We start from the raw sequence: 25,210 nt of genomic DNA, 5'->3' as shown, positions 1-25,210 counted from the left end.
TGAAGAAATTTTGAAGTTATAATGAAAATTTAAAAAAACAACATAAACAATTGATTAATTAATAGTTAACTTTTAAAAACAACAGTCATTGTGTGCCAATTTTGATGAAATTGGTAGCTAATTTCATAATTGAAAATCTCCAAAATTCTTTTGACTAATGCCAATCCGATTCCGATAGAGTTTTGATTGGGGTTTCCCCGCTTGAATCTTTCAAAGACTTCATGATTCGAAAGCAAAGGCGGATTTCCTGTATTGGAAATGATAAGATGCTCTGCAGTAAGGAGTATAGAGACATACCCATTGGTTGTATTATGTCTTTTGGCATTGCTTAAAAGATTATCCAGCACGATAACTGCTAAATTCTCGTCAAACCGGATAAAAACGTCTTCATCAATAGATATTTTAAGCGTAATATTCTGGATGGAAAATATATCATCAAAGTAAGAAATTCTCTCATGCAGTAACTGAGAAAAATTGATATATCCGGAATCGCCCGCTTCAAAATGTTCCAGCTTTGCCAATAAGATAAGTGATTTGTTTACAGATGAAAGTCTGTCTAGCTCATCATTCATTGAAGATAAGGTAATAAATTGTTTTTCGCTGAGGCTGGTTTCCATCAATAATTCAATTTTACCTTTTATCGATGCCAAAGGAGTCTGCAGCTCGTGGGAGGTATTCTCCGTAAGTTCTTCCAGAAGATAATAATCTTTTCTGGAGTTGTCGGTCATTTTTTCAAGAAAATTGTTTAACAGACGAAATTCATGGATGTTGGTATTCATCAGCTTTAGAGATTTCTTCTCTTTGATCCTGAAATTTTTTATTTCCTCTAATGCATGATAAAACGGGTCTAATATTTTAGAGGAAACCACAACACTGGTAATGATAGTAAGAATGATAAGAAAAACCATTATCCATGCAATTACCATTATAAGACTGAACAGAAATCTCTTCTCTATAATGGTTATATAACGTACATTGGTAATAGCATATTTTTTTCCTCGAATTGTGGCATATGACGTTACTGATATTCTGTTAATATAAGATTGAATACTGCTGTTCCAAATATATTTTTCCTGAGTTTTTTTGTATTTTTTTTCCGGTGAGCTTTCTTTAATTAACTGAACCTGAACCTGATTATGATGTTGAGATAAATAATTATAGTTTTCATCTTTTTTTATTTTTTCAGCAACATAATTATTCAATCCTTCCATTTTTAAAATCGCTGATCTCATGGTAGCTCTTTCTAGTGCATAGTAAATGAGGCCAATACCAAGTAATAGCGTAAAAAAGACAAGCAAACTGAAAGCTTTTGCAAAACGATAATTTAAATTCATACGTCCTGCCATTTATATCCTAACCCGTAAATAGTCTGCAGATAGTCTTTTCCTCCTGCATCTGTAATTTTCTTTCTGAGATTTTTCAGATGTTGGTAAACAAAATCAATATTATCAATGCTATAGGTGTAATCTCCCCACAAATGCCCGGCAATAGACTGCTTCGACAGCATTCTGTTCTCATTGCTGATAAAAAAAATAAGTAAATTGAGTTCTTTCGGAGTAAGATTAATGAGTGTATTCTTTACTTTACATTCTTTTGAGTCTATATTAATACTGATCTCATTGAATAAGAGGGTATGATTTAATTCGGGCATTTTTCTTCGTAATACCGCTTTAATTCTAGAATGCAGCTCAGGAAGAGCAAAAGGTTTGGTAATGTAATCATCTGCTCCCTCATCCAGACCTGTTAATTTGTGATCTAAAGTATCTTTTGCCGAAATTATAATAACACTTGAGTTTTGTTTTTTAGAATGAATATCTTTTAGTAAGTCTAACCCATTTCCGTCCGGAAGCATAAGATCTAATAAAATACAATCATAGTCATAAAAATCAATTTTTTCTTCTGCTTCTATTTTACTGGAAGCCGTTTCACAGATGTAACCCTCTTTTTTTAAGTAGTCTGTAATACTATAAGCAAGCTCTTTATGATCTTCAATAAGTAGTATTTTCATTTGAATAATTTATTCATTTATTATACAAAACAATATTTTAAAATTAGCATTTTAAATGACATGTGAAAATTTAATTTAAGGAAGCTGGTTTGAAAAATTTATCAAATACTAAGGATTATATTTTACAGAACATTTGCATGAAACAGAAATTTAACTTTATAAATGTCTGTTTTTAATCAAAACACTGAACTCAACAGTCATTTTGTCATTCCGGCAGAAATCTCAACTGCATTATTTTCAGAATGTTTAAATTCTATTTAATGACAAACAAACCCTTAAAAGTTAAGTCATTACAAATCAATACATTCATTTTACTTAAAAAATTCTCCGCTTCATTTATATTTTAAGTATGAAATTATTTATATTATCGTCCGGATGAATATTTAGTTTTTTCCTGATCCTATATTTTCTGCTTTCTACGGCTCTAACGCTGCTGTTTGTACATGAAGCGATTTTCTTCGTATCAAAATTTAATCTCATTAAAGCACAAAGGTGTATTTCAGAAGAAATAAGTTTGGAATTAATAATTAAAAGATTCGGAATAAAATCAGGAAAGCATAATTGGAATGTTTCAATAAATAATGGCGAATCATTTTCTGCTAAGCTTGTAATTTCTGAAATATTATCATCTGTCAGATTGTTTAAAATAATTTGCTGTTTCATAAGTTCACTATTCGACTTTACCAAATCTTCAATAGTGTTATTTTTTATTTCCGTATCTTTTACAAGAGAATGTATTAACCCATCTTTTTGTGAGATAAAGAAAATATCCATTATAAAAGTGATGAAAGAGTATAAAATATTTATAAGTTTTACAGTTTTATAGTCATCTTCTTTTAAAAATCTGCTTTTAGGTAAAAAATTAAAATCAAAATACAGACAAGCAACAAGGCATATAATAATGATAGTTGCCATCGTAAGAATTAGAGTAAAATCTTTCCTGTAGTTAAAGAAAAAAGGAAGAGCAAACAGAAGTGAAAAGTAAAAATAATCTACACCCGCGTTCTTATTTGTATAAATATGAAAAAAACTTACAACACTTATCAATAATAAATAGATGAAAATAATACCCGTCCTTAGAATTTTGTCAAGCTTAAAAATCTTTTTATTCATTATAAAAATAAGCAACCAAAACATGGTAATTATCAAAAGTGATATGAATACCATGACATCTTGAAAAAACAATAAAATAAATACTGAATAGAATAGAAATGAGAGAAATAAAAAAAGAAGATACTTGTTAATAAGTTTTAAATAATTACTTTCAATATTTTCATCAACTTGGTTATTGCCAGTTTTTAAGGAAAATTCTCTCATCTTAATCGGATATTATAAGTGTAAATTTGTGTTTATAAATATTTGCGAAATATATAAAAAAAAAATAAATTTTAAATTTCATTGTATTATCAGAAAACTAAGAGTCTGTTTACATTTACATCTTAAAAATAATTATAATACATCTTAAAAAGATATAAGCTATGATTTTGAGGAAATAACGGAGATATAATCAAAAGTCATCTGTTTTGATACATCCCTTCATAAAAACCTCTTTTTGACCGTTTTTATCTTATAAATTTAAACCAATCTTCTTACTGATGCTTATATACACTGGATGTAATATAATTATCACCTGAACAACAAAATCCCGGAAAATGATAATATAATATGATTTTCGAAAAATTAGTATGTTAATGAAATGATCAGCCAAAGTATCGAAAAGCACAAGATATTTTATTTGAAAAACTTGACTGGGGAATTGATATTCTCTTTTTTAAACTGGAGTTCATTTCAGAATTTATATAGCTTCAGAATTGTTTACAGTTATAAATTTATTTGTAAATTATTGTCCTGATAAAAATGATTAATCATCAACCTTTGAAATATGAGTGTATTCACTTACCATTTGGTAAAAACTTCTTATTTTTCAGCCTTAAAAGCTATTCTGTTTCCTCTGAAACCGAAAAAAATCACGGGCTTAATTCATGCAGAATATATGACCGTCATGACATTGGGTTCTCCGGTTTTTTCACCTTCAAGAATGTTGCTCCGACAAGTTGCAGTATTTGCTCAGTGGGAAAATGAAGCTGCAATTGATCAGTTTTTGCATAAAAACAGTTTCGGTAAAATATTGGCAAAAGGTTGGTACGTAAAACTGCATTTTCTTAGACAGTGGGGAAGAATTTCGGGTTTTATAATTTCTGATGAAACTTTAGAAACAGATTCACCGGAATCGCCCGTTGTAGCAGTTACAATTGCCCGAATGAAACTCCCTGAAGTTCCGAGATTCATACGTTGGGGAAGACCTGTAGAAAAACTGGTTCGTGATCATCCAGGAACAACTTTATCATTGGCCTCAATCAGGCTTCCACAAACGGTTTCTACTTTTTCTGTATGGAAAACCCAGAAAGAAATGACCGATATGGTTCGTGGTCACAGCGCAGTTCCCAATTCAAAAAAACACGTCGATGCGATGAAAGAAAGAGACAGAAAAGACTTTCATTTTGAATTTACGACCCTTCGCTTCAAGCCTCTGTCTGAATTCGGAGAATGGAACGGAGAAAAAAATTTCACCACAAAAACCATAAACTTTTAAATGAGATTTGCGTATCCGCTACAGAAAACCCAGGATTGGCTGACTCAGCAATGGGTAATTTTCCGGGGACAAAAAATTAAAACTGATGATTTTCCGTGGCTTATAGGTCCTTTTGGCCTGCTAGATTCCATCGGGAAAGAGTTTATTGAAAAATTTGCCCGGAGTGAAAACCTGATCATCGATTATCACACCTCTTCACAAGGTTTGATACCTTCCATGAATGCACTCAATCTTTCAGAAACAGAATTTTCCAGACTGTCGAAAAGTGTTATCTCATTTTATGAAAATACTGCAGATTATGACCTGGATTTTTCAGTAAAATGGAATTCTTTTTTCAAAGTTTTCGGCAGATTAGTCAACAGATTATTTAGTGTAAGAATCAATCAGCTAAATATTCCTACAGAAAATATTTCAGACTCAGAATCTTTAGAAAGCCAGATCATCACTCTTACAGATCCCGGTACTAAAGAAATTAAATATACCATCTGGTTCAGATCCATCAAATCCAGCGGAAAAGTAGTTTATTCCGGAATTTACGGCGTCTGTACATTACCGTCAGGAAAAACGTGTGTAAAAGCTGTTTTTCCATTACCCAACGGAAATGCAACAGTCATTATGACACCAACTGTAGGACAAAACGGTGAACTGATACTGGATTCTTCGGGGAAAAATTTCGGCGATGCCGGGTTTTACTTTCTCCTTAAAGATTCTAAAGGTGAATATTGGTCGCAATTCATTAAATCTTTTCGGGATAAATTAATTATCGGAGAAAATGACCACGGTATTTCCGCTGAACAGACATTAACGCTGTGGAATAAAATGGTTTTAAGATTTAAGTATAAAATTACCCTTAAAACCTGATTTTACGAACCTATAATTTTTCAATATTTTTACGTTTTAAAAAATGAAATATTTGAAGCTAATTAAAAGTTTAGAAGATAAAGATTCTGTAAAGATCATTAGATTCTGGTTAAATTATATAAAACGAACCGGAAGACAAAATTTATTAAATTTTTAACATAATTTTATTATTACAGGCATAATATATGATTAGAGTCATAGATATTTTGCTGAAAAGAGAATCCAAGACAAATTTTTCATCATAAATATTATTTCTCTGCTAAAGATCATTTCACCTGCAGGTGTATTGGTAGGGATATAAATCACTTGAAGTATTTTACAAAATATTTCAAATCAAATAATTATAAACAATGAAATTCTAAACGTCATGGACTTTAAAAATATACACATCGGGAAGATGATTGAAAAGAGAATGATTGAGACGAATACTGATGTTATGCAAATCTGCAGTTTGATGGATTTTACTGCCGAAGATCTGCAAGCAATTTATGACTCTAAAAATATTGAGACAGAAATGCTGCTGAATCTGAGCAAATTTCTTGAATACGATTTTTTCAGAATGTATTCTCAGCATATGGTACTTTTTTCATCTCTGGAAAAACAAAAACATATATCGAAAACTAAAGATGATTCAAAAAAAACTCATCAGTTCAGAAAGAATATTTATACCAAAGAGATTATTGAGTTTATCTTAGAATCCGTGAATTCCGGAGAAAAAACAAAGCAAGATATCATCGACGTATATCATATTCCGAAAACAACTTTGTATAAATGGTTCTCAAAATACAACTCAGAGCATGAAACACCTGAGAAATAATTTAAAATAATCATCTAATAAACCATAATCCATCGTGACAGAACTAAGACCTAACTACAAAAAAATATTTGAAGATATTGTAGAAAAAAAATGTCCAGACCGTTTACAGGAATTCAATCACTATTTCAGAAAGAAAAGCTTTACGATAATGGATGTGATTGATTTGAACAATAAAATATTTGCGTTGAAAGACAGAGATACAATTATTTTTAATCAGAAACACAAATCTTACGACCGAGAAACGATTCTAAAAATATTAGCCTATCAGGAAAAAGAAAAACTGAACAATATTCAGCTGGCGAATCACTTTAATCTAAGTAGAAATACGGTAGGAAAATGGCGGAAATTGTATATGGAAAATGTTGGCAAGTGATTTCATTTATTTATAAATCCACATTAAGACAGGTTTTTGAGATTGTTGGATGATAGGGTCAATTATTCTCATTGCATTATTGGAAACCGTAGGACAGCCCCATCCTTCTGGTGAACCATTTGGAAAAACTTCCTGATCGCTCATCAAATTCCAAGAATGAAAAACGATGAATCTTTTTAACGCATTACTGTTTGAATTTTCCATTCCGTGCATTAAATATTTTACGTGAATTCCCCAGTCGCTGTAGCCTCTTCCTGATAATTTATATTTGCCTAGAGATGAAAGGTGGCTTCCATCTGCATTGCTGAATGAAGGATCGTTTTTAGACTCGTCACTGCTCCAGGAATTTGTTCCGCAACCGTGACCAACCAAATATTGTCCGGTAATTTTCTGCTCTTTGAAATTCCATATAACAAAACGTTTCACACCAGAATGCAAACTCATATCAATTAAAATACAAAAATCTGTACTTAGCTTATTGTCTTTGCAAAATTGTAGCGCTTCAATTGCCTTTCCTTTTGTTTTATTGAAATCTAAAACAGGTTTTTCTTCTTTGGAAATTGTATTTTGTGTCAAAAAATTTTTTCTGTCGTTTGCTGATTCTTTTTGACAGGAAAGAAAAACCATCATGGCAAAAAGTGCTGAGAAAAATTTCATAATTTATTTATAATGTAAGAAAATTCCGTAGTCTGAAGGAGTCCAAAGTGCAGCTTTTTGTCCGGCAGATTTCAAGGCATCATTTGCCCAGGTGTTGCAGGTATTTAAAAAACTATATTTTCCTTTTGCATCGTAAAATGCATCATTATCACTGTAAACAGCATCTGTTGGGATCAGAATATAATTTCCGTCTGCATCCTTATCAAATTTATCATCCACAAATTTTACCAAATCTTTATACTGATTTCTGCTGATCATCATCATTTTACAGTCATCCGCAACAGTCATTTTTCGGTAATAAGAACAGTGCATTGCAGAATCACTTAACCAAAAAGCAGCATTAAAAGCAGTAGAAAACTTCAGATCTGCCCAAGTTGGTGTATCAAGATAAAAACCTTTGTCGCCCCACCCGATTCCTATATACTGATAATCAGTTTTTTTAGATTTTGTATTTGCAAACGGAATTTTTGCGCTCCAATCCTGCAAATCATTTTTTACAGGCATTACAATATCGGTGTGAACGCCATTTGTATAAATATATATTGGAATTTCTTTTTTCTCACCATCCTCCTTCGCCGAAACTTCAATAAATGGTAACAGATAGCCCAAAAGAGCATATACAACGATAATTCCGAGGATTATACCTAATACTTTCAAAAAATAAAAGAAGACTATTTTTACATTCATGTTTAAATATTGAAGTTTAATAAAAATTAATTTTAAAATTTTTCCTAAAAGTATTTATTTTAATTTAAAAATTAACTAAATTTAGATATCAAACATTCACAAATATGCACAAGAAATCAAAATCTCAGAAGAAATTTAAAATCAGAGTAAAAATAGCCCCTAAAAGAACACAAAAAAAGCGTTGATTTTCTTAAAGATATTATCTTTTTGAAAGTCAATTTTTCTTTTGTAGGAAAGGCATTTTTAAATTTTATCTGATTAAATTTTCAGTTTTCTTAGAACTTAAGTTTTAAGGATCATGAAATATCCCCTCAATTCTCCGGAAGTCATTTTTCCGGAAAGGTATTTTATCCTGAAATATTGAAGATATCTTTATCTGATGCTTTGCTTAAAAAATCAATATTTCTTTTTAAACCGGTAAATTTCGTCCTTTTCACAGGAGATTTTCGGAATATTTCTGAGAATATTTCCTGAGTTAATTCCTTCCATTCTCCTTTTTTGAAATTTTTCATAGAATCATTAGGTTTAAATCTGCTTTGTAAATTCGGTACAGAAAAGCGATTCCACGGACAAACATCCTGACAAATATCACAACCAAACATCCAATCCTCCATTCGTTCTTTAAAGTAATCCGGAATTTCAGATTTTAATTCTATTGTTGCATAAGAAATACATTTGCTTCCATCTACAATTTTTTCAGAAACAATCGCATCTGTGGGACAGGCATCGATACATTTCGTGCAACTTCCGCAATGGTCAGCCGTTTCGTTATCAGAAATTAATTCAAGGTCACAAATTATTTCAGCTAAAAAATAGAAAGAACCGCTTTGTTTGGTAATCAGATTTGCATTTTTACCAACCCAGCCAATTCCTGATTTTTTCGCCCAAGTTCTCTCCATAATGGGTGCAGAATCAACAAAAACTCTAAAGCTGAATTCTCCAATTTCAGTTTGTAAATCTGAAACCAATTCACGGAGAATTTCTTTTACAACTTCATGATAATCTTCGGCATAAGCATATTTAGAAATTTTAAAATTCTCAAAAGATGAAATTTTTTCTTCAGGAAAATAATTGTAAGATAACGAAATCACCGATTTTGAACCTTCTACCAAAAGTCTTGGGTCGAGTCTTTTGTCGAAATGATTTTCCATATATTTCATTTCTCCATGGTAATCGTTCTTCAGCCATTTTTCGAGATGACGTGCATCTTCTTCCAAAAAGTCAGCCTTTGAAATGCCACAATTCTGAAACCCGAAACTTTTAGCTTTAGACTTGATTATTTGTGAATATTTTTCGGCTGTTGAATTCATAGATTTCGCATTGCAAAATTAATATTATTTTATAAATTTGTTGAGATTTGGATGTCTGAAAATGCTTCATTCATTTATTTTGAAATTTTAAACATTTAAAAATTAAACATTATGTCATTAGCAGATGTATTACAGTCAGGAAACTATGAATTAATAGACGTTCGTGAGCCGATGGAGCTTGAAATGGACGGAAATATAGATGGTGCTAAAAATATTCCTTTGGGAGAAGTTGAAGACAGGCAAGACGAAATTTTGTCTATCGAAAAGCCGGTAATTTTATTCTGCAGAAGTGGAAACAGAAGTGGAAAAGCTTTAGAATATCTGAATTCTCAAGGTCTGAAAGATGGTTACAACGGCGGCGGTTGGGCTGAATTGAAAGCAAATTTAGAAGCAAATCAAGGAACTTTTTAAAGTTCCTTTTTTTAGCATTGGATTTTAATTCTAGCAATTTTTAATTATGATTTTAAAAGAAAAATTCTTTCATATTTGCTTACAGTTCACACAGAATGAGATTCTTATTCAAAATTTCTCGACAGAAATCGAAAAGAAATATTCTGAAAAAAATAGATATTATCACAATGTTCAACATCTTGAAAATATGTTTTCTGAATTGGAATTCGTGAAAGATACAATACTCAACTTTTCAAATCTTTCTTTTTCTGTTTTTTATCATGATGTAATTTATGATGCAACTTCAAAACTAAATGAAGAAAAGAGCGCAGAATTTGCCAAATCAAGACTTCAAAAGTTGTGTTTAGATGAAACTGATATTACCGAAATCTCAGCACAGATTTTAGCGACAAAATCTCATGAAAAATCTGAAAAAAGCGACATTAATTATTTATTGGATGCTGATTTGTCTATTCTGGGAAAAGATCCTGAAACATATCTAGATTACACCAAAAACATCAGAAAAGAATATTCTATTTACCCTGATTTTCTTTATAAACCGGGAAGGAAAAAAGTTTTGAGGCACTTTTCAGAGCTTGAAAATATTTTTAAAACTGATTATTTTAAAACAAAATATGAAATTCAGGCGAGAATGAATATTGAAAATGAATTGAAATTTTTATAGGTTTTGGCTGAAGCCTTTCATCTTTTCTAAAATTTAAAGCGGACTAAAGCCCGCTCCTATTGATATAATTCTTTTCAATCTTAATTTTTTGTCATCATAAAATTTATAATTCCGGCATTTTAGCTTCGTTGAATTCTCTTAAAAGATTTTCAAAAACTTTTTCCACAGGAAGAACTTCATCAATCAAGGCTGAAACCTGACCTATTTCCAGTTCGCCTTCATCCATATCACCTTCGAACATTCCTTTTTTTGCTCTCGCTCTGCCTAAAGAAGTTATTAAAGCTTCAGTATTTCTTCCAACATTATAGATTTCCTCCAATTCACTGAAAAATTTATTTTTTACCATTCTTACCGGTGCCAATTCTTTCAGCGTAAGATGCGTGTCGCCTTCATTCAGCTCTGTAATTTTCTTTTTCCAGTTTTCATGAGCACTGGCTTCTGTTGTGGCGGCAAAACGGCTTCCAATCTGAACTCCGTCTGCTCCTAAAATCATGGCAGCTTTCATCTGGCATCCCAAAGCAATTCCACCTGCAGCAATTAATGGTTTTGAAATATGTTTTTTCACATTCGGAATGAGGCATAAAGTTGTTGTTTCATCTCTTCCGTTGTGACCACCCGCTTCAAACCCTTCAGCAACAATAGCATCAACTCCTGCATCTTCGCATTTTACAGCAAATTTGGTTGAAGAAACTACGTGAGCTACTTTTATACCTTCTTTTTGAAGAATTTCGGTGTAATTTTTAGGATTTCCGGCTGAGGTAAAATCAATCTTTACTCCTTCTTCTAAAATAATCTGGATAATTTCATCTAAATTCGGGTAAAGTAAGGCAACATTTACCCCAAAAGGTTGATCTGTAGCTCTCTTGCACTTCTGAATATTTTCACGTAAAATATCAGGATACATACTTGCTGAGCCAATTAATCCCAATCCGCCACAATTTGAAACTGCAGAAGCCAGTTTCCAACCGGAATGCCAAATCATTCCAGCCTGAATAACAGGATATTTAATATTAAAAAGCTCAGTTACTTTATTTTTGCTATCGCTCATCTGATGAAGTTTTTTAGCCGAGTTGAAATCTATAAAATTACTCATGATGTAAAAATAGTAAAAGGAAATATCCTAAACATTGATGTTTTAAACTTTTTTAATCATTTAATTAAAATTTCAGATCGATTTGTAAGTTCAGATTTTCGTCAATAACTGAACTTACTTCTACATGAATATCCGTAAATTGTAATAATTTAATTCTTAAAACGACTGCTGATTTTAACATTATGATTAAAAACGGACATTCATTTAATTTTAAATTAAAATGATTTCGTTTTCACAAAAAACCTTCAGAATACCTGAAGGTTTTTTTTTATTTTCTAAGAGACTCTTTTTTCCAGTTTCCTTTAAAATTACAATTGTCGTAGCGGCCGTCAATAGAAATAAATGTGGTCGGAAGTTTTGAATTAACAAATTTTTCGATCATCTCACCTTTTTTCTTATTCAGTGCCATTTGTTTTATTCTGTCGTAATCGGTTTCTAAAGTGATCTGATGTGCAGGAATTACATCTTCAATCTTTATAATTTTTACAACTTTTCTTTTTCTTTCATCTTCATCATCGAAAGCGGTTGTGATGTCATTTTTATTCAGACCGGCAAGTTCATAACTGATAACTCCAGGTACACTTTCTCTTTCAATTTTGTTTGAACCATCTGCACCAGAAATTACACCTGCATTGAATTTTGTTTTTTTATCATCCGAAAATTTGAAAGCGGCATCTTTAAAACTCATTTTTTCAGCCAGGATTAAGCCTCTAATACTGTCCAGTTTCTTTTTAGCTGTCGTTATTTCTTCTGCAGTTGGAGTTGCCGTTAAAAGAATATGTCTCGCGTCATATGCTTTACCTGATTTTTTCACCAGCTGAATAATGTGATATCCAAACTCAGACTCAACAGGATCTGAAATCTCGCCTTCCTGAAGATTTAAAGCAGCGGCTTCGAAAGGTTTTACCATTTGTCCTTTAAAAATATTTTTCATCAAGCCTCCATTAGGAGCCGTTCCCGGATCTTCAGAATAAATTCTTGCCTGACTTTCGAAACTTTCTCCACCTGCGATATCAGCTTTAATTTTTTTTAATTTATTGATTAACTCATCCTTATGAGCTTCAGTTAATTTGGGGTGAATCATAATCTGAGACAGAGAAACCTCATCTTTGATTTCAGGTAACTGGGATTTGTATATATTAAAAAAATCCGTCACTTCATTTGGCGTAACATCAGCTTTATCGGTAATTCTCTGGTATTTTGCCTGTCCGTAATATTGGTCAGTATCAATCTTTTCGATGGCATTTTTCATCTCGTATTGATTTCTGAATTTATAAGCAGCAAGCATTGTTTTTTCGTCCGGAAACTGAGCAAGCAAATTGTTGTATTTTGCATTTGCCCCATCTTTGATTGCCGCAGAACGATTTTCAATTAACGTATCTCTTTTCGCTTCGTAAACCAGAAGTTTATTATTCACAAGGTTTTCCAAAAACTCACATCTGTCGGTTGTTGAAGCACCCTGTTGTTTTCCGTAATTCATCTGTTCCTCAACATCAGATTCCAAAACGATCTCATCACCAATTACTGCTGCAATACCGTCTATCAACTGTCCTTTCTTCAATTGAGCATTCACATTCCCTGAGAACAACATTGCGAAGACTCCAAGAAGGAAAGTGATTTTTAGTTTATTTGTCATTATACTATTTTAAAACAAGTTGCAAATTTATAATTCTTAATGAATTGCACTCAATTTTTTATTATAAATATTTCTTAAAAAGAGATGATTTACTGCAATTCGACATTAAAAGTTGTCAATTCTTTAAATTGTTTCAATCTGCTTTGAATATCTGCTTCGTTTACTTCCTCAATTCTTTCAGTTCCGAATTTTTCTACTGTGAAAGAAGCCATTGCAGAGCCTACAATTAATGCAGATTTCATCGTTTCAAAATCGAATTTTCCTTTTTTAGCCAAATAAGCTGCAAAACCGCCTGCAAAAGTATCTCCCGCTCCAGTCGGATCAAAAACTTCTTCTAACGGAAGTGCCGGAATTGCAAATATTTTATTATCGTGGAACAATAAAGCACCATGCTCACCTTTTTTAATAATCACAAAAGCAGGTCCCATAGTGTGAATTTTCTTAGCTGCCTTCACTAAAGAATATTCTCCTGAAAGTTGTCTTGCTTCTTCATCATTGATGCTGATTACATCAGTTTTGGCAATCATTTCTTTTAAAATATCCATTGCAGAATCCATCCAGAAATTCATGGTGTCTAAAATTACCAGTTTTGGACGCTGATTCATTTTTTCAAGAACTGAAAGCTGAACTCCGGGATGAAGATTTCCTAATAATAAAATCTCCGCATCCTGCATAGAATCTGGAATTTTCGGGTCAAAATTCTCCAAAACATTCACTTCAGTAGCCAGAGTATCTCTGGTATTTAAGTCGTTGTGATATTTTCCTGCCCAGAAAAAAGTTTTCCCTTCTTTTACAATTTCTAATCCTTCGATATTTACTTCTCTGTTTGTAAATTTATCCAGATATTCTTGTGGAAAATCTCCCCCAACTACAGAAACAATCCCTGATTTTACGCCTAAAATAGAAGATGTAATCCCAATATATGTTGCTGCTCCTCCTAAAATTTTATCTGTTTTTCCAAACGGCGTCTCAATTGCATCAAATGCCACGCTTCCTACGACTAAAAGTTTCATGTATTTTATATTTTTTAAAAGATCATATGTAATCTTTACGATTTCATAATTTAATTTTTATTTTTTTTCTTGTAATTCTGAGATTACATTTTTATTACTTAAAATTTATTTTTTCCATTCAAAAGTATCCAGCAAATGCATCATATCTTTTTTAATATAATCGATTGCGGGAGCTAAAGAATCTGGTTTTGGTCTTGAATTGAAGTATAAATACCCCGTTACGAAATGCTTTGTACTGTCTGTCGCATAAAACTGCAAATTTGATGCGGCCTGACCTTTCAGCTCATAAAAATTCCCGAAGACTCTTCTTTCAGGATATTCGAATGATTTTGTATCTATAGAACTTGCTTTCACGGTATGTTTGTAAACCATTTTTTCGGTTTCCATAATCTGCTGGGCAAAATCGTTATTAATAGGATAATACGTCAGGAAAATCTTCGCCTTCATTTTCGGATAGTTCAGATAATACCAACAAGGTTTCTTTGCATTATAAATTTTAGCATAATCTGAAATTTCAAAAGAATACAGACAATCAGGCTCAAATTTTTGATATTTCGGCGCAGGATATTCCAGTCTCAATTCCCCGTAAGGTTTTGGAGTAGTTTCTTTTGCACATGAAATAATCAGCATTGAAACAAAAATAAAAATGACTTTTTTAATCATTCGGCAAAAATACAAATTACATTTCAGATTTTAAGGTACAAATTTCAGCATTTCAGTGAGTTTTGAAATTGAACCTTTTCAAATTTTAATTTGGATGCTAATTTTTGTGAAATTTTATTTTAAACACAAAGCACGCAAAGATTTTTTTATCTCATACTGCATATTTTTCGTTCGCAAAGGCGTTTCACTCAGCTAAGACCAGTTTCGTCGAATTTTTCTACTAAAAAATTTTATTCTCAATACTGAAAACTTCAAGCATCCATCTTCCATCATCCATCTTCCATCTTCCATCCTTAAAAAATCCTATAAGCTGTTTCATAGTTCTGAATATAATTCTCCAAAGGCTTTGGAAATGATCTTTCATGAGAACCTTCAACATCCGTTACAATGTAATTATTTTCAGCAATAAAATCCTCCCAAACCGATTCAGAATCAACCTCAACATTAAAAATTTCTATGATTAAATTTTTGTGCGTCAGTTTATGATTCACCGTTTTTACACTTTTAATGAATGGAATTAAATCATCAGCAATCAACGGTAGAAACTCAAACAATTTTTTCCAGATAAAATCATCTTTTCTCTGCTGAATTAAAAACTGACCGTTTCTGTGAACGAAATAATATTTTAAGTCTAAATCCTGAGCTTTCGTTTTTTTAGTTTTAACTGGAAATTCTGAAGTTTTGTTTAAAGAAAAAGCAAGGCATTCTTCATTTACAGGACATTCTCCACATAAAGGATTTTTAGGTTTACAGATTTCCGAACCCAAATCCATCATCGCCTGATTAAAATCGCCAACATTTTCAGGTAATATTAAACCTGACAATTCAGAGAAATAATTGAAAGCCCGAGAATTGGAAATATCAAAATCATCTGCGAAAATCCGGCTCAGAACCCGGTAGAAATTCCCGTCAACAGCGGGCATTTTTCCACCAAAACAAATACTGGAAACTGCAGCTGCAGTATATTTCCCGATTCCTTTCAGTTTTAAAATTTCATTATAATCAGAAGGGAAAATTCCATTATAATCATTGATAATTTGTTGTGAAGCTTTATGAATATTGATGGCACGGGAATAATACCCCAAACCTTTCCAATACAGCAAAACCTCATCTTCAGGAGATTCTGCCAGAGTTTTCACATCGGGAAATCTTTCGATAAAATTATTGTAATGATTTAATCCCTGAGCAATTCTGGTCTGCTGAAAAACAATCTCACAAATCCATATTTTATACGGATCTTTGGTTTTTCTGAACGGTAAATCTCTCGCATTTTTATCATACCATTTCAACAATTTGTTTCCAATATGATGAAAGTCTGAAGTATTTTTATTCTTTTCCAAAAAACCAATTCATTTTAGTGAGGCAAAGATAATTTATTTTTTCTCGTTGTCAAGACGATAAACAGGAGCTCCTTTCAGCCATTGGTATTTGATTTGTTTAATCTCTGCAATTGATTTATACCCTTTTAAAATTTCTAAAAAAACATAAACAGAATCATTTTTTTCTTTCTTAAAATTTAATTTCTGATGGGAAAGAAATTGAAATGGATATGGAATTACAGAATCTCTTTTGCTAAACAATAAATCTCCGGAATTTACTCTGTAAATGTAAAACGGTTTTCCACGCAAAGAACTGTCGGCAATAGAAATATCCGAACTCGCAACCACCATATCGCTGATTCCGTAAGCTTCATCTTCCGACATGATATAAGCTTTAGCTGTATCTTTTCTTTCGTTGGCAAAAAGATCAATTTCATATTTTCGTGGTCGTTGATACTCTTTTTCACAGCTAACAATTGAAAACATACAGAAAAAAACGAAGATATAAAATGTAAAATTTTTCATTAAGCAGTTTAAAAAAAATTCGAAATAAAAAACCGATGTTTTTGATGCACCGGTTTCTATATTAATATTGTAAAATTTAATCCTGAATATATTCTGCATCCCATTCGTTTCCGTCGTCACCTTTGTGACCATCTAGTTTGATAACAAAACTTTTTGTCGGGAAATATGGGGTCAGTCTGATGTCTAACCAGACTCTGTCTTTATTTACTTTATCCTGTTCGAAACGTACAATTTTGAACTTTTCAATCAGTTTATCTGCACCTTTGATGCCATCTAAGAAACTTACAATTTGTCTTCTCAAATCATCTTCATTTCTTGCATTCCAGTTTTCGAAGGCTCTTCTGTTTAAGAAATCTAACAAAACTTTTGTTACATAATCGAATACACGAACTACAGAATACGTCTGAAGACCAATATTATCTCCTGTAAACAATGTTTTGGCCGAGAAAGCCATGATTTTCCCATATTCATTAACCATAGGAACCAATCCCATTTTTTCCAACTGAGAAATTTCGCTTTTCTTCAATTCAAATTTCACTGCATCTACTTCGTTGATGTTACCATGCTTTTTACCGGCTGCAACTTGCGACATCAGTGTTTTATGGATTTTTCCTGCCAATGAAGTTGAAGGCGGAAGTTCTACATTTTCTTCTTCGCCTACTTCTTCTGCTTTTCCACGACCAACCAGCCAGTTACAAGTCATAATAACATTACTTCTGTGCAATTCACCACCTGTAAGATTTGCAGAATGGAATAAATCTACTACATCATCCGGTTTATCAAGGTTTGCAAAATCGGTAACCATCATTACTTTGTTTTCATTACAGATTTTCGCCCATTTCTCAACTACTTTATTAGATCCCAAATAACCCGGAATTGCTAAAATAGAATAGTTATCTCTCAAATCTAAACGATCATAATAGTTTTTAAATTCTTCAGCAATCGCATCAATAAATAAAGGATTATCCAGATCTGAGACCTGATCTAATGTAGCGTTAACAATGCTCACATTATCAACTTTATCAAGCTCTGTATTCTTATAAAACTGGGCAACGGTTCTGTAAGAAGTCTCTAACTGGCGAACAGCGTCTAATGTATTTTTAAGATTTTGTTTCAGGCTCTGGTCGGCTTGCTGAGCTTTACTTTTACAAGTTTCTGCCATATCTTCAGCAGATTCGTTGCTTCCCAAAAGTTCCATCCAGAGATTTATCTTTTGTAAAAGCTCTTTTCTCTCATCAGATTTATTAGCATCGTTCAAAAAAATTTCTTTTCTTGCTTTTCTTGTCGGATTCATGTTTGCGATTCCGTCAACAACAGATTCTATGAAGCCAAAACCTCCGATTTTATTTAATTCTTCAAGCGGATTACCTTTCGGTCTTCCTGCTTGTTGCTGTTGATTATGCTGTTGGCTTTCCGCCGCTTGTAATTTACTATCCATGATTTTAGGGTGATTTCGTTAGATTTATTTTTCAAGTTCTTGTGCCACATCCTTTAACGCTTCAATAAAAGCAGCCCTTGTCTGTTCATTTTCAAGCATATTTCTCAGAATTTTATTTGTTTTCAGCTGTCTTACAATTTTATTGTACTGCTCTTTTTCCATACTAAGCTGCTGAAGATATTCTGATTTTTGTGTAAGGTTTTTGGGAGTGAAGTCTGCAAGATTTTGAAAACGAAATTCTTCTTCCACCACATTTCCGTCCTCAGATTCATGCTGTACAGCAACTGAAGGCTGAAAATGCCTGAAAACATCATCTACGGTTTTTAATCCTGTAACAATTTCGGGAACATAAGATTCATCGGTTGTAAGCTGGCTTACGATAAGAGATTTGTTCTCCTGAATTTCCTGAATAGCTTCATTAGCGTCTACTTTTACTTCGTTTCCACCAACGCCATAATTGAACATTGCCATATTATTATTTTTTGTGATTATTGATTTTGGTTTGAATTAGCAATTTTTTGACCAATCCATTGCTTAAATTTATAAAAAAACTATAACATACAAAATTTTGTTATGATTTTTATTAAAATAAACCGCATTTTCAAAGGTAAGCCAATGATTATTAACACTTTTTTGGTCACTAATCTATGAAAAACAAACAAAAAAACGCACCGAAATGATGCGTTTTAAATATTATTATTGTATAAACTACCAGATTTTTATCCTTTCTTCCGGAGCTTTATATAATTTATCTCCCGGCTTAATATCGAATGCTTTTATAAAAGAATCCTGGTTAACCAACGGACCGAAAGCTCTGAAATATCCCGGAGAATGCGGATCTGTTTTCACCTGATTCATCATATACTGATCAGTAGACTTCGTTCTCCAAACGGTGGCCCAGCTCATAAAAAATCTCTGATCCTGATTAAATCCTGAAATTAATCCCGGATTTCCTTTATCTTTAAGGTACATTTGGAGAGCATCATAGGCAACCGCAACTCCGCCCAAATCACCGATATTTTCACCACTTGTAAATTTTCCGTTTACAAAGCTTCCTTTTACCGGCTCATAAGTATTGTATTGAGCAGCTAGCTGTGCCACTTTTGCATCAAAATTCTTACGATCCTGATCGCTCCACCAATTATTCAGGTTTCCGTCACCATCGAATCTTGAACCGCTATCATCAAAACCATGAGAAATCTCGTGACCGATAACTGCTCCTATTCCACCAAAATTAACCGCAGCATCAGCTTTTGGATTGTAAAAAGGAGGCTGTAAAATTGCAGCAGGGAAAACAATTTCGTTATTTGATCCGCTGTAGTACGCATTTACAGTTTGTGGAGACATTCCCCACTCTGTTTTATCAACCGGTTTTCCTACTTTTTCTAAACTTTTCTGATATTGCCAAGCCGAAACATTCTGTAAGTTTGAGTATAAACTTGCACCTTGAGTTGGAGATTCAACTTTTAATTTAGAATAATCTTTCCATTTATCAGGGTATGCAATTTTCACAGAGAACTTTGAAAGTTTTTCCTGGGCTTTTACTTTGGTTTCAGCAGACATCCAATCCATATCATTGATATGTTTTTTGAATGATTTTAAAATATACTCGATGTACATTTCCATCTGTTGTTTAGATTCCGGGCTAAAATATTCATCAACATAAAGTTTTCCGAAAGCTTCTCCTAAAATACTGTTCACCAAAGCCAGACCACGTTTATCCATGGCACGCTGTTCTTTTTGTCCCTGAAGATATTTAGAATAAAAATCGAAACGGATATTGTCTAAATTATCTCCCAAATTACTTGCATTACCATTAATAACATGATATTTCAGATAATCTTTCAGTAAAGGAAGATTTTTCTGGTTGATAAACTGATCCATATTTTGATAATATTTCAGTTCGCCAACAATTACTTTATCGGTCTTTACACCTGCGTCGGTAAGATATTTTGCCAAATTGATATTCTTTACCAAACCTGAAAGTTCAGAAACGTTTTTTGGATTGTATCTTAAATTGGCATCTCTGTTTTGCTCTAAAGTCAAAAGATAATTTGCCAGTTGTTTTTCAAAATCAACTACGTTTTTTGCGGCAGAATCTGAATTTTTATAGCCTAAAACTCCAAATAATTTGGCTACATAATTTTGATATTCCGCTAAAGTTTTGGTGTTTGCTTCGTTTACTTTTTGGTAATAATCTCTTCCTAAACCAAGATCAGGACCACCCAAATAAACTGCGTTCATATTAGAATTTTTCAAATCTGCACCGACTCTCCATCCATAAAATGAATTGTCGCCCAGTTTTGTGGCTTCCAAAAGATATTTCTGAAGATCATTTACATTTTTAATGGCATCTATTTTAGCCAAATCAGATTTGATGGGAGTAATTCCTGCGGCATTTCTCTTTTCAACATCCATAAAAGACGCATACAGATTCTGTATTTTTTGCCCTTCAGAACCTTCTGCATATTTTTCAGTCAGGATTTTATTTAAAATTTTAAGCGAAGCATCATCTACATTTTCTCTCAATGCATTGAAAGAACCCCAACTTGCTTTATCTGAGGGAATTTGAGTGTTTTTTACCCAATTTCCATTGACGTAGCTAAAGAAATCATCTTGTGGGCGAACAGATTTGTCCATGTAAGATAAATTGATTCCGTTTTCCGGTTGAATCACCAATTCTGAATTAATGGCAACAATATTTGTGGGTGTTTTTTCTTTGGTTTCAACCGTCTTTTTTGCAGTTCCACAAGAATTTAGAAATACAATACCTGAGAATGCAAGTACTGCAATATTTAGTTTTTTCATTAAATTATTTTTGAATTGTAATCTGTTTGATCAAATATAAGCATTTATGTTAAATTTTTTTGTGAGATTTTTAAATATTCTGAAATCAAACAGGAAATATTAGGTTTTGGCTAAAGCCTGTGAAAAGCTCATTTTAGATAACGGGTTAAACCCCGTTTCTATTAAATGAAAAAACCGCTCATTTCTGAACGGTTTTGAATATTTTAAATATTGATTACCAGATTTTAATTCTTTCTTCCGGTTTTTTGTATAATTTATCACCAGGTTTTACATCGAACGCTTTGTAGAAAGCATCAACATTCATTAAAGGTGCAAAACTTCTGAAATATCCAGGAGAATGCGGATCTGTTTTCACTTGGTTGATCATATATTTTTCACTTGATAAAGTTCTCCAAACCGTTGCCCAGCTCAGGAAAAATCTCTGATCTTGTGTATAACCACTGATTGTTCCCGGGTTTCCTTTATCTTTCAGATACATCTGAAGTGCATCGTAAGCGATATTTACACCTCCTAAATCAGCAATATTTTCACCGTTTGTAAAAGTTCCGTTCACGAAAGTTCCTTTTACCGGCTCATATTTATCGTATTGAGCAGCCAGAGCTTTAGTCGCTTTTTCGAAGTTTGCTTTATCTTCCGGAGTCCACCAATCTACCAAATTACCTTCGGCATCAAACTGAGCTCCAGAATCATCAAATCCGTGGCTCATTTCGTGACCGATTACTGCACCAATTCCACCAAAATTTACAGCAGCATCTGCTTGAGGATTGAAGAAAGGCGGCTGAAGAATTGCAGCAGGGAAAACGATTTCGTTATAAACCGGATTGTAATATGCATTCACCGTTTGTGGAGTCATTCCCCACTCTGTTTTGTCAACCGGTTTTCCTATTTTTGCCAACTCTTTATTATACTGCCATTCACCGATATTCTGAAGGTTTTTGTATAAGTTTCCGCCTTTGGATTCCGGAGTGATGACCAATTTTGAGTAGTCTTTCCAAGTATCGGGATAAGCAACTTTTACAGCAAATTTATTAAGCTTGGTCATTGCTTTTTCTTTTGTAACAGGAGACATCCAAGCTAAACCATTGATGTGTACTGCAAAACTTTTCTTTAAATAATCAATCAGCTCAACCATCTGAGCTTTTGCCGAAGCCGGGAAATATTTTTCAACATACAGTTTACCGAAAGCCTCACCAAGAGAACCATTGATTAATTCATAACCTCTTTTGTTTAAAGCTCTCTGCTCTTGCTGACCTCTTAAATATTTACCATAGAAAGCAAATTTTTTGTCACCCAGGTTTTGGGTAAGATATGAAGCACTGCCGTTAATCATGTGAAATTTCAGGTAATCTTTTATGACGGGAAGATTCTTTTCGTTGATTAACTGATCTAGGCTTTTGTAATATCCTAACTCACCAATAATTACAATATCTGAATTTACACCTACTTTTTTAAGATATGCAGGAATATCTATATTTTTTACTAATTCTTTAAGTTCAGGCATTTTTCGTGGGTTGTACTGTAAAGTATTATCACGGCTCTGCTCATTCGTCAATAAAGTTTTGGCAATTGTTTTTTCGTATGCTACAATTTCTTTTGCTGCTGCATCTGCATTGGTATAACCTAACTCCTGCAACATAGAAGCTACATATTTTTCGTACTCTGCAAGAGCTTCTGTATTTTTTACGTCTTCTTTTTGATAGTAATCTCTACCCATACCTAATGTAGCGTCGCCAAGATAAACAGCGTTCATATTAGAATTTTTCAGATCCGCATAAACACCCCATCCGTAAAAATTATTTTCACCGTCTTTTGTAACAGAAGCTAAATAATTCTGTAAATCTGTAAGGTTTTTGATGGCATCAATTTTACTGATATTTTCCTGAATAGGTTTAATTCCATCTGCATCTCTCTTTTTAAGATCCATATAAGTAGCATACAGATCCTGAATTTTCTTACCTTCACTTCCGTCTGCAAATTTATCTTTCAGAAGAGAATTTAAAATCGTCATCGAATTGTTATCCGTATCATCTGCCAATTTATTGAAACTTCCCCAAGTAGGCTTATCAGAAGGGATTTTAGCAGTTTTCATCCAGGTTCCGCTCACGTAATTATAAAAATCATCTTGTGGACGAACAGATTTATCCATCAGACTGATGTCTAAACCTTTATCTGCTGCAGTTGCTGTTTTAGTACTTTTAGTCTGAGCGTTCAGCGTATTTTGCGAACAAATTCCAGCTAGTAAAAATAAAGAAAGCGTTAATTTTTTCATAAGAAAAATTTTTTTTTAAGGTCTTATGCAATCGCCAGTATTTTGTGATTTTTCATTCACCATAAAACTGCAGCGATTTCATTGTAATAATAATTTATACAATATGTATATTTAATTTAAATTTTGTTACGGTAAAGTTAATTTATTTTGAATCTTAAATTTCGAATTTAATTTTAATTGAATTTATTTCCGAATTAAAATCCCGACCAAATCCTGGATTACTTTCTGTGATACAAAAGACACAAAATCCTGCCTGTCAAGATGCGGAAGATGGAGTTTGAAGGTTTCAGACTCATTATCCACTTTTACCGTATAATAAACTAATCCCACTTCTTTACCGTCTTCGCCTTTCCCGGGACCGGCAACGCCCGTTGTAGAAAGAGAAATATTAGTTTGAAAAAGATTTTGGCAGCCATCCGCCATTTCTCTTGCGACTTCTCTGCTCACTACCGTAAATCTTTCAATCGTACTTTCTGAAACATGAAGAATATCTGTCTTTTTTTGAGACGCATAAGCGACAACACCACCGGTAAAATATTTTGAACTTCCAGGATTTGAGGTTAACAATTTTGCTAATTCCCCACCGGTACAACTCTCGGCTGTAGAAATGGTCAATTCTTTTTCACTCAAAATTTCCGCTAAGATCTTCTCAATTTTATCTTCATTGGTAGCAATAATATTTTCACCGATAATCGGAATCAATTTCTGAATCTCGTTTTCAAGCTGAATTTGCAAAAACTGTTCGTTTTCTCCCATTGCAGTTAATCTCAGTTTCACCCTCGTTCCGACTGGAAGATAAGACAAAGCCATATTTTCTGGCAAAGCCAATTCCCATTCTTCAATTTGATCAGCCAAAATACTTTCGGGAATTCCAACAACGGAAACAATTCTTGTAGAAATATAATTGAGATTAAATTTTTCTTTTAAATAAGGAACAATCTGGTCTTTTATCAATGGTTTTACTTCGTAAGGAACTCCGGGCAAACTGAAAGAAAGTTTGTCTCCGTTCTGCATCATCATACAAGGTGCTGTTCCAAAATGATTCTGAAAAACGGTAGATTTTGTCGGTACAAAAGCCTGTTCGCGGTTTCTTTCTAAAATTTCAATTCTACCGCGCTTTTCCATATAGGCTTTAAGATGGTCAAAAGTAGCTTCATCCAAAGCAATTTCATCATCGAAAAATTCGGCTAAAGCTTTCTTGGTCTTATCATCTCTTGTAGGGCCCAATCCTCCTGTTGTAATCACCAAATCTCCAATTTTAAAAGCAGATCTTAAAGTATTTTTGATCATATCAATTTCATCTGAAATAGTAAAAATCTGTACGACTTTAATTCCAATATTTTTAAGCTCGGCTGCGATGAAATTTGAATTGGTATCAACGGTATTCCCTGAAAGAATTTCGTCACCAATGGTAACAAGAACTGCATTTTCCATATAATAATTTTCGAGAAAAATTCTTCTGCAAATGACGGAAAATTCTGTGTGGTGTACAAAAGAAAACCATTTTTTATATCTTTGAACTTTACAGTCTAAAACTATAATTAAAACAATTTTATGTCTAAATACGATGATGCTTCATGGCATTACGGAGGCGATTTTCCTGAAGGATTACCAGAAAAAAACGGTGTCACACATACAGGAATGTTTCTGAACTGGTGTATTGAAAAAGATTTTGTTTCAACTGAATTTAAAGAAGATACCGAAGAGGAAATTGAAAAATTAAAAAGGAGAGAAATCACCGGAGCAGAATTCATTATCGATTCTATGGACGGAAAATTTTCTGAATATGATTTGAATGATTTCGGAAACGCTTTTGCCAAAGACTATTATGTTGACGAAACCGATTTTACAGATCGATTCAGTTCGTTTGCTACAGATTATCTCAATCTTTTTGATTCTATTGCTGAAGAAAGTAATTATGAATACGAAACTTTTTATCACATTGAAGATTCTTATGAAAATTACAATCTGATGAAGCAGATTATTGATCATCGATTTGAGGAGTGGAAAGAGTATAAAAGTTTAAACTAAAAATACTAAACCTCACGGGTTTTAAAAACCTGTG

24 protein-coding genes are annotated in these 25,210 nt (G+C 32.8%); 7 read left to right on the top strand and 17 right to left on the bottom strand.

What is annotated here, in order from left to right; genetic code table 11:
* Positions 1–65: 65 nt before the first annotated feature.
* The 3 genes from ACOOWA_RS11170 to ACOOWA_RS11160 form a co-directional block, all read right to left on the bottom strand.
* Positions 66–1,334: a sensor histidine kinase gene (locus ACOOWA_RS11170; RefSeq protein WP_421375273.1), complete on the bottom strand. Its 1,269-nt coding sequence runs from the start codon at positions 1,332–1,334 to the stop codon at positions 66–68.
* Positions 1,331–2,008, bottom strand: a complete 678-nt coding sequence (locus ACOOWA_RS11165; protein WP_421375271.1) for a response regulator transcription factor — start codon at positions 2,006–2,008, stop codon at positions 1,331–1,333. Before ACOOWA_RS11165 ends, ACOOWA_RS11170 begins: the two co-directional genes overlap by 4 nt.
* A gap of 336 nt (positions 2,009–2,344) precedes the next feature.
* Positions 2,345–3,325: a helix-turn-helix transcriptional regulator gene (locus ACOOWA_RS11160; RefSeq protein ID WP_421375269.1), complete on the bottom strand. Its 981-nt coding sequence runs from the start codon at positions 3,323–3,325 to the stop codon at positions 2,345–2,347.
* Positions 3,326–3,890: 565 nt separating this feature from the next.
* On the opposite strand from ACOOWA_RS11160, the gene ACOOWA_RS11155 reads away from it, so the two are divergent.
* The 4 genes from ACOOWA_RS11155 (at position 3,891) to ACOOWA_RS11140 (ending at position 6,652) form a co-directional block, all read left to right on the top strand.
* Entirely contained in the window at positions 3,891–4,601 is a 711-nt protein-coding gene (locus ACOOWA_RS11155; RefSeq protein WP_421375267.1) for a hypothetical protein, read from the top strand.
* A complete protein-coding gene (locus tag ACOOWA_RS11150) occupies positions 4,602–5,462 on the top strand; it encodes a hypothetical protein (protein WP_421375265.1) in 861 nt (286 codons plus the stop codon). It begins immediately after the preceding gene.
* A gap of 367 nt (positions 5,463–5,829) precedes the next feature.
* Positions 5,830–6,279: a transposase gene (locus ACOOWA_RS11145; RefSeq protein WP_421375263.1), complete on the top strand. Its 450-nt coding sequence runs from the start codon at positions 5,830–5,832 to the stop codon at positions 6,277–6,279.
* A 34-nt stretch (positions 6,280–6,313) separates the two neighbouring features.
* Complete coding sequence (locus tag ACOOWA_RS11140; RefSeq protein WP_421375262.1) at positions 6,314–6,652, top strand: helix-turn-helix domain-containing protein; 339 nt, start codon at positions 6,314–6,316, stop codon at positions 6,650–6,652.
* Between the two features lie 6 nt (positions 6,653–6,658).
* Here ACOOWA_RS11140 and ACOOWA_RS11135 read toward each other — a convergent pair whose 3' ends face one another.
* The 3 genes from ACOOWA_RS11135 to queG all read right to left on the bottom strand — a co-directional run bounded on the left by ACOOWA_RS11135 (position 6,659) and on the right by queG (position 9,306).
* Complete coding sequence (locus tag ACOOWA_RS11135) at positions 6,659–7,309, bottom strand: murein L,D-transpeptidase catalytic domain-containing protein (RefSeq protein WP_421375260.1); 651 nt, start codon at positions 7,307–7,309, stop codon at positions 6,659–6,661.
* A gap of 3 nt (positions 7,310–7,312) precedes the next feature.
* Positions 7,313–7,996, bottom strand: a complete 684-nt coding sequence (locus ACOOWA_RS11130) for a TIGR02117 family protein (RefSeq protein WP_421375258.1) — start codon at positions 7,994–7,996, stop codon at positions 7,313–7,315.
* Positions 7,997–8,343: 347 nt separating this feature from the next.
* Positions 8,344–9,306 (bottom strand): tRNA epoxyqueuosine(34) reductase QueG, encoded by a 963-nt coding sequence (gene queG, locus ACOOWA_RS11125; RefSeq protein WP_421375257.1) that lies wholly within the window; start codon positions 9,304–9,306, stop codon positions 8,344–8,346.
* 111 nt (positions 9,307–9,417) lie between these two features.
* On the opposite strand from queG, the gene ACOOWA_RS11120 reads away from it, so the two are divergent.
* Together ACOOWA_RS11120 and ACOOWA_RS11115 are read left to right on the top strand one after the other, a co-directional pair.
* Positions 9,418–9,717 carry a rhodanese-like domain-containing protein gene (locus ACOOWA_RS11120; protein ID WP_421375255.1) on the top strand — a complete coding sequence of 100 codons (300 nt, stop codon included), beginning with the start codon at positions 9,418–9,420 and terminating at the stop codon, positions 9,715–9,717.
* A 46-nt stretch (positions 9,718–9,763) separates the two neighbouring features.
* Complete coding sequence (locus tag ACOOWA_RS11115; protein WP_421375253.1) at positions 9,764–10,381, top strand: hypothetical protein; 618 nt, start codon at positions 9,764–9,766, stop codon at positions 10,379–10,381.
* 103 nt (positions 10,382–10,484) lie between these two features.
* On the opposite strand, the gene ACOOWA_RS11110 is transcribed toward ACOOWA_RS11115, so the two are convergent.
* The 11 genes from ACOOWA_RS11110 to ACOOWA_RS11060 all read right to left on the bottom strand — a co-directional run bounded on the left by ACOOWA_RS11110 (position 10,485) and on the right by ACOOWA_RS11060 (position 24,579).
* The gene (locus ACOOWA_RS11110) at positions 10,485–11,474 is read right to left on the bottom strand and encodes an NAD(P)H-dependent flavin oxidoreductase (protein WP_421375251.1); all 990 of its coding nucleotides are present in this window, start codon (positions 11,472–11,474) and stop codon (positions 10,485–10,487) included.
* 268 nt (positions 11,475–11,742) lie between these two features.
* Positions 11,743–13,110: a peptidylprolyl isomerase gene (locus ACOOWA_RS11105; protein ID WP_421375249.1), complete on the bottom strand. Its 1,368-nt coding sequence runs from the start codon at positions 13,108–13,110 to the stop codon at positions 11,743–11,745.
* Between the two features lie 89 nt (positions 13,111–13,199).
* Positions 13,200–14,123, bottom strand: a complete 924-nt coding sequence (locus ACOOWA_RS11100) for a PfkB family carbohydrate kinase (RefSeq protein ID WP_421375247.1) — start codon at positions 14,121–14,123, stop codon at positions 13,200–13,202.
* Between the two features lie 105 nt (positions 14,124–14,228).
* On the bottom strand, positions 14,229–14,786 hold the full coding sequence (gene gldD, locus ACOOWA_RS11095; RefSeq protein WP_421375245.1) for a gliding motility lipoprotein GldD: 558 nt from the start codon (positions 14,784–14,786) through the stop codon (positions 14,229–14,231).
* A gap of 293 nt (positions 14,787–15,079) precedes the next feature.
* Positions 15,080–16,126 carry an A/G-specific adenine glycosylase gene (gene mutY / locus ACOOWA_RS11090; protein WP_421375243.1) on the bottom strand — a complete coding sequence of 349 codons (1,047 nt, stop codon included), beginning with the start codon at positions 16,124–16,126 and terminating at the stop codon, positions 15,080–15,082.
* A 33-nt stretch (positions 16,127–16,159) separates the two neighbouring features.
* Positions 16,160–16,630: a hypothetical protein gene (locus tag ACOOWA_RS11085; RefSeq protein WP_421375241.1), complete on the bottom strand. Its 471-nt coding sequence runs from the start codon at positions 16,628–16,630 to the stop codon at positions 16,160–16,162.
* A 76-nt stretch (positions 16,631–16,706) separates the two neighbouring features.
* Positions 16,707–18,068, bottom strand: coding sequence for a DUF5458 family protein (locus ACOOWA_RS11080; protein ID WP_421375239.1), 1,362 nt, complete (start codon positions 18,066–18,068; stop codon positions 16,707–16,709).
* Between the two features lie 24 nt (positions 18,069–18,092).
* A complete protein-coding gene (locus tag ACOOWA_RS11075) occupies positions 18,093–18,539 on the bottom strand; it encodes a type VI secretion system contractile sheath small subunit (RefSeq protein ID WP_421375237.1) in 447 nt (148 codons plus the stop codon).
* Positions 18,540–18,776: 237 nt separating this feature from the next.
* On the bottom strand, positions 18,777–20,876 hold the full coding sequence (locus ACOOWA_RS11070; protein WP_421375235.1) for a M13 family metallopeptidase: 2,100 nt from the start codon (positions 20,874–20,876) through the stop codon (positions 18,777–18,779).
* A gap of 214 nt (positions 20,877–21,090) precedes the next feature.
* Complete coding sequence (locus tag ACOOWA_RS11065) at positions 21,091–23,145, bottom strand: M13 family metallopeptidase (protein WP_421375233.1); 2,055 nt, start codon at positions 23,143–23,145, stop codon at positions 21,091–21,093.
* A gap of 183 nt (positions 23,146–23,328) precedes the next feature.
* A complete protein-coding gene (locus ACOOWA_RS11060) occupies positions 23,329–24,579 on the bottom strand; it encodes a CinA family nicotinamide mononucleotide deamidase-related protein (RefSeq protein WP_421375231.1) in 1,251 nt (416 codons plus the stop codon).
* Between the two features lie 120 nt (positions 24,580–24,699).
* Between ACOOWA_RS11060 and ACOOWA_RS11055 the strand changes: the two genes are divergently transcribed.
* Positions 24,700–25,176 (top strand): hypothetical protein, encoded by a 477-nt coding sequence (locus ACOOWA_RS11055; protein WP_421375229.1) that lies wholly within the window; start codon positions 24,700–24,702, stop codon positions 25,174–25,176.
* Positions 25,177–25,210: the final 34 nt, after the last annotated feature.

The organism is Chryseobacterium sp. GP-SGM7, from assembly GCF_049166575.1.
Lineage (GTDB): Bacteria > Bacteroidota > Bacteroidia > Flavobacteriales > Weeksellaceae > Chryseobacterium.
The sequence above is the reverse complement of the archived record's forward strand: the minus strand, read 5'-3'. Positions and strand labels throughout refer to the sequence as shown.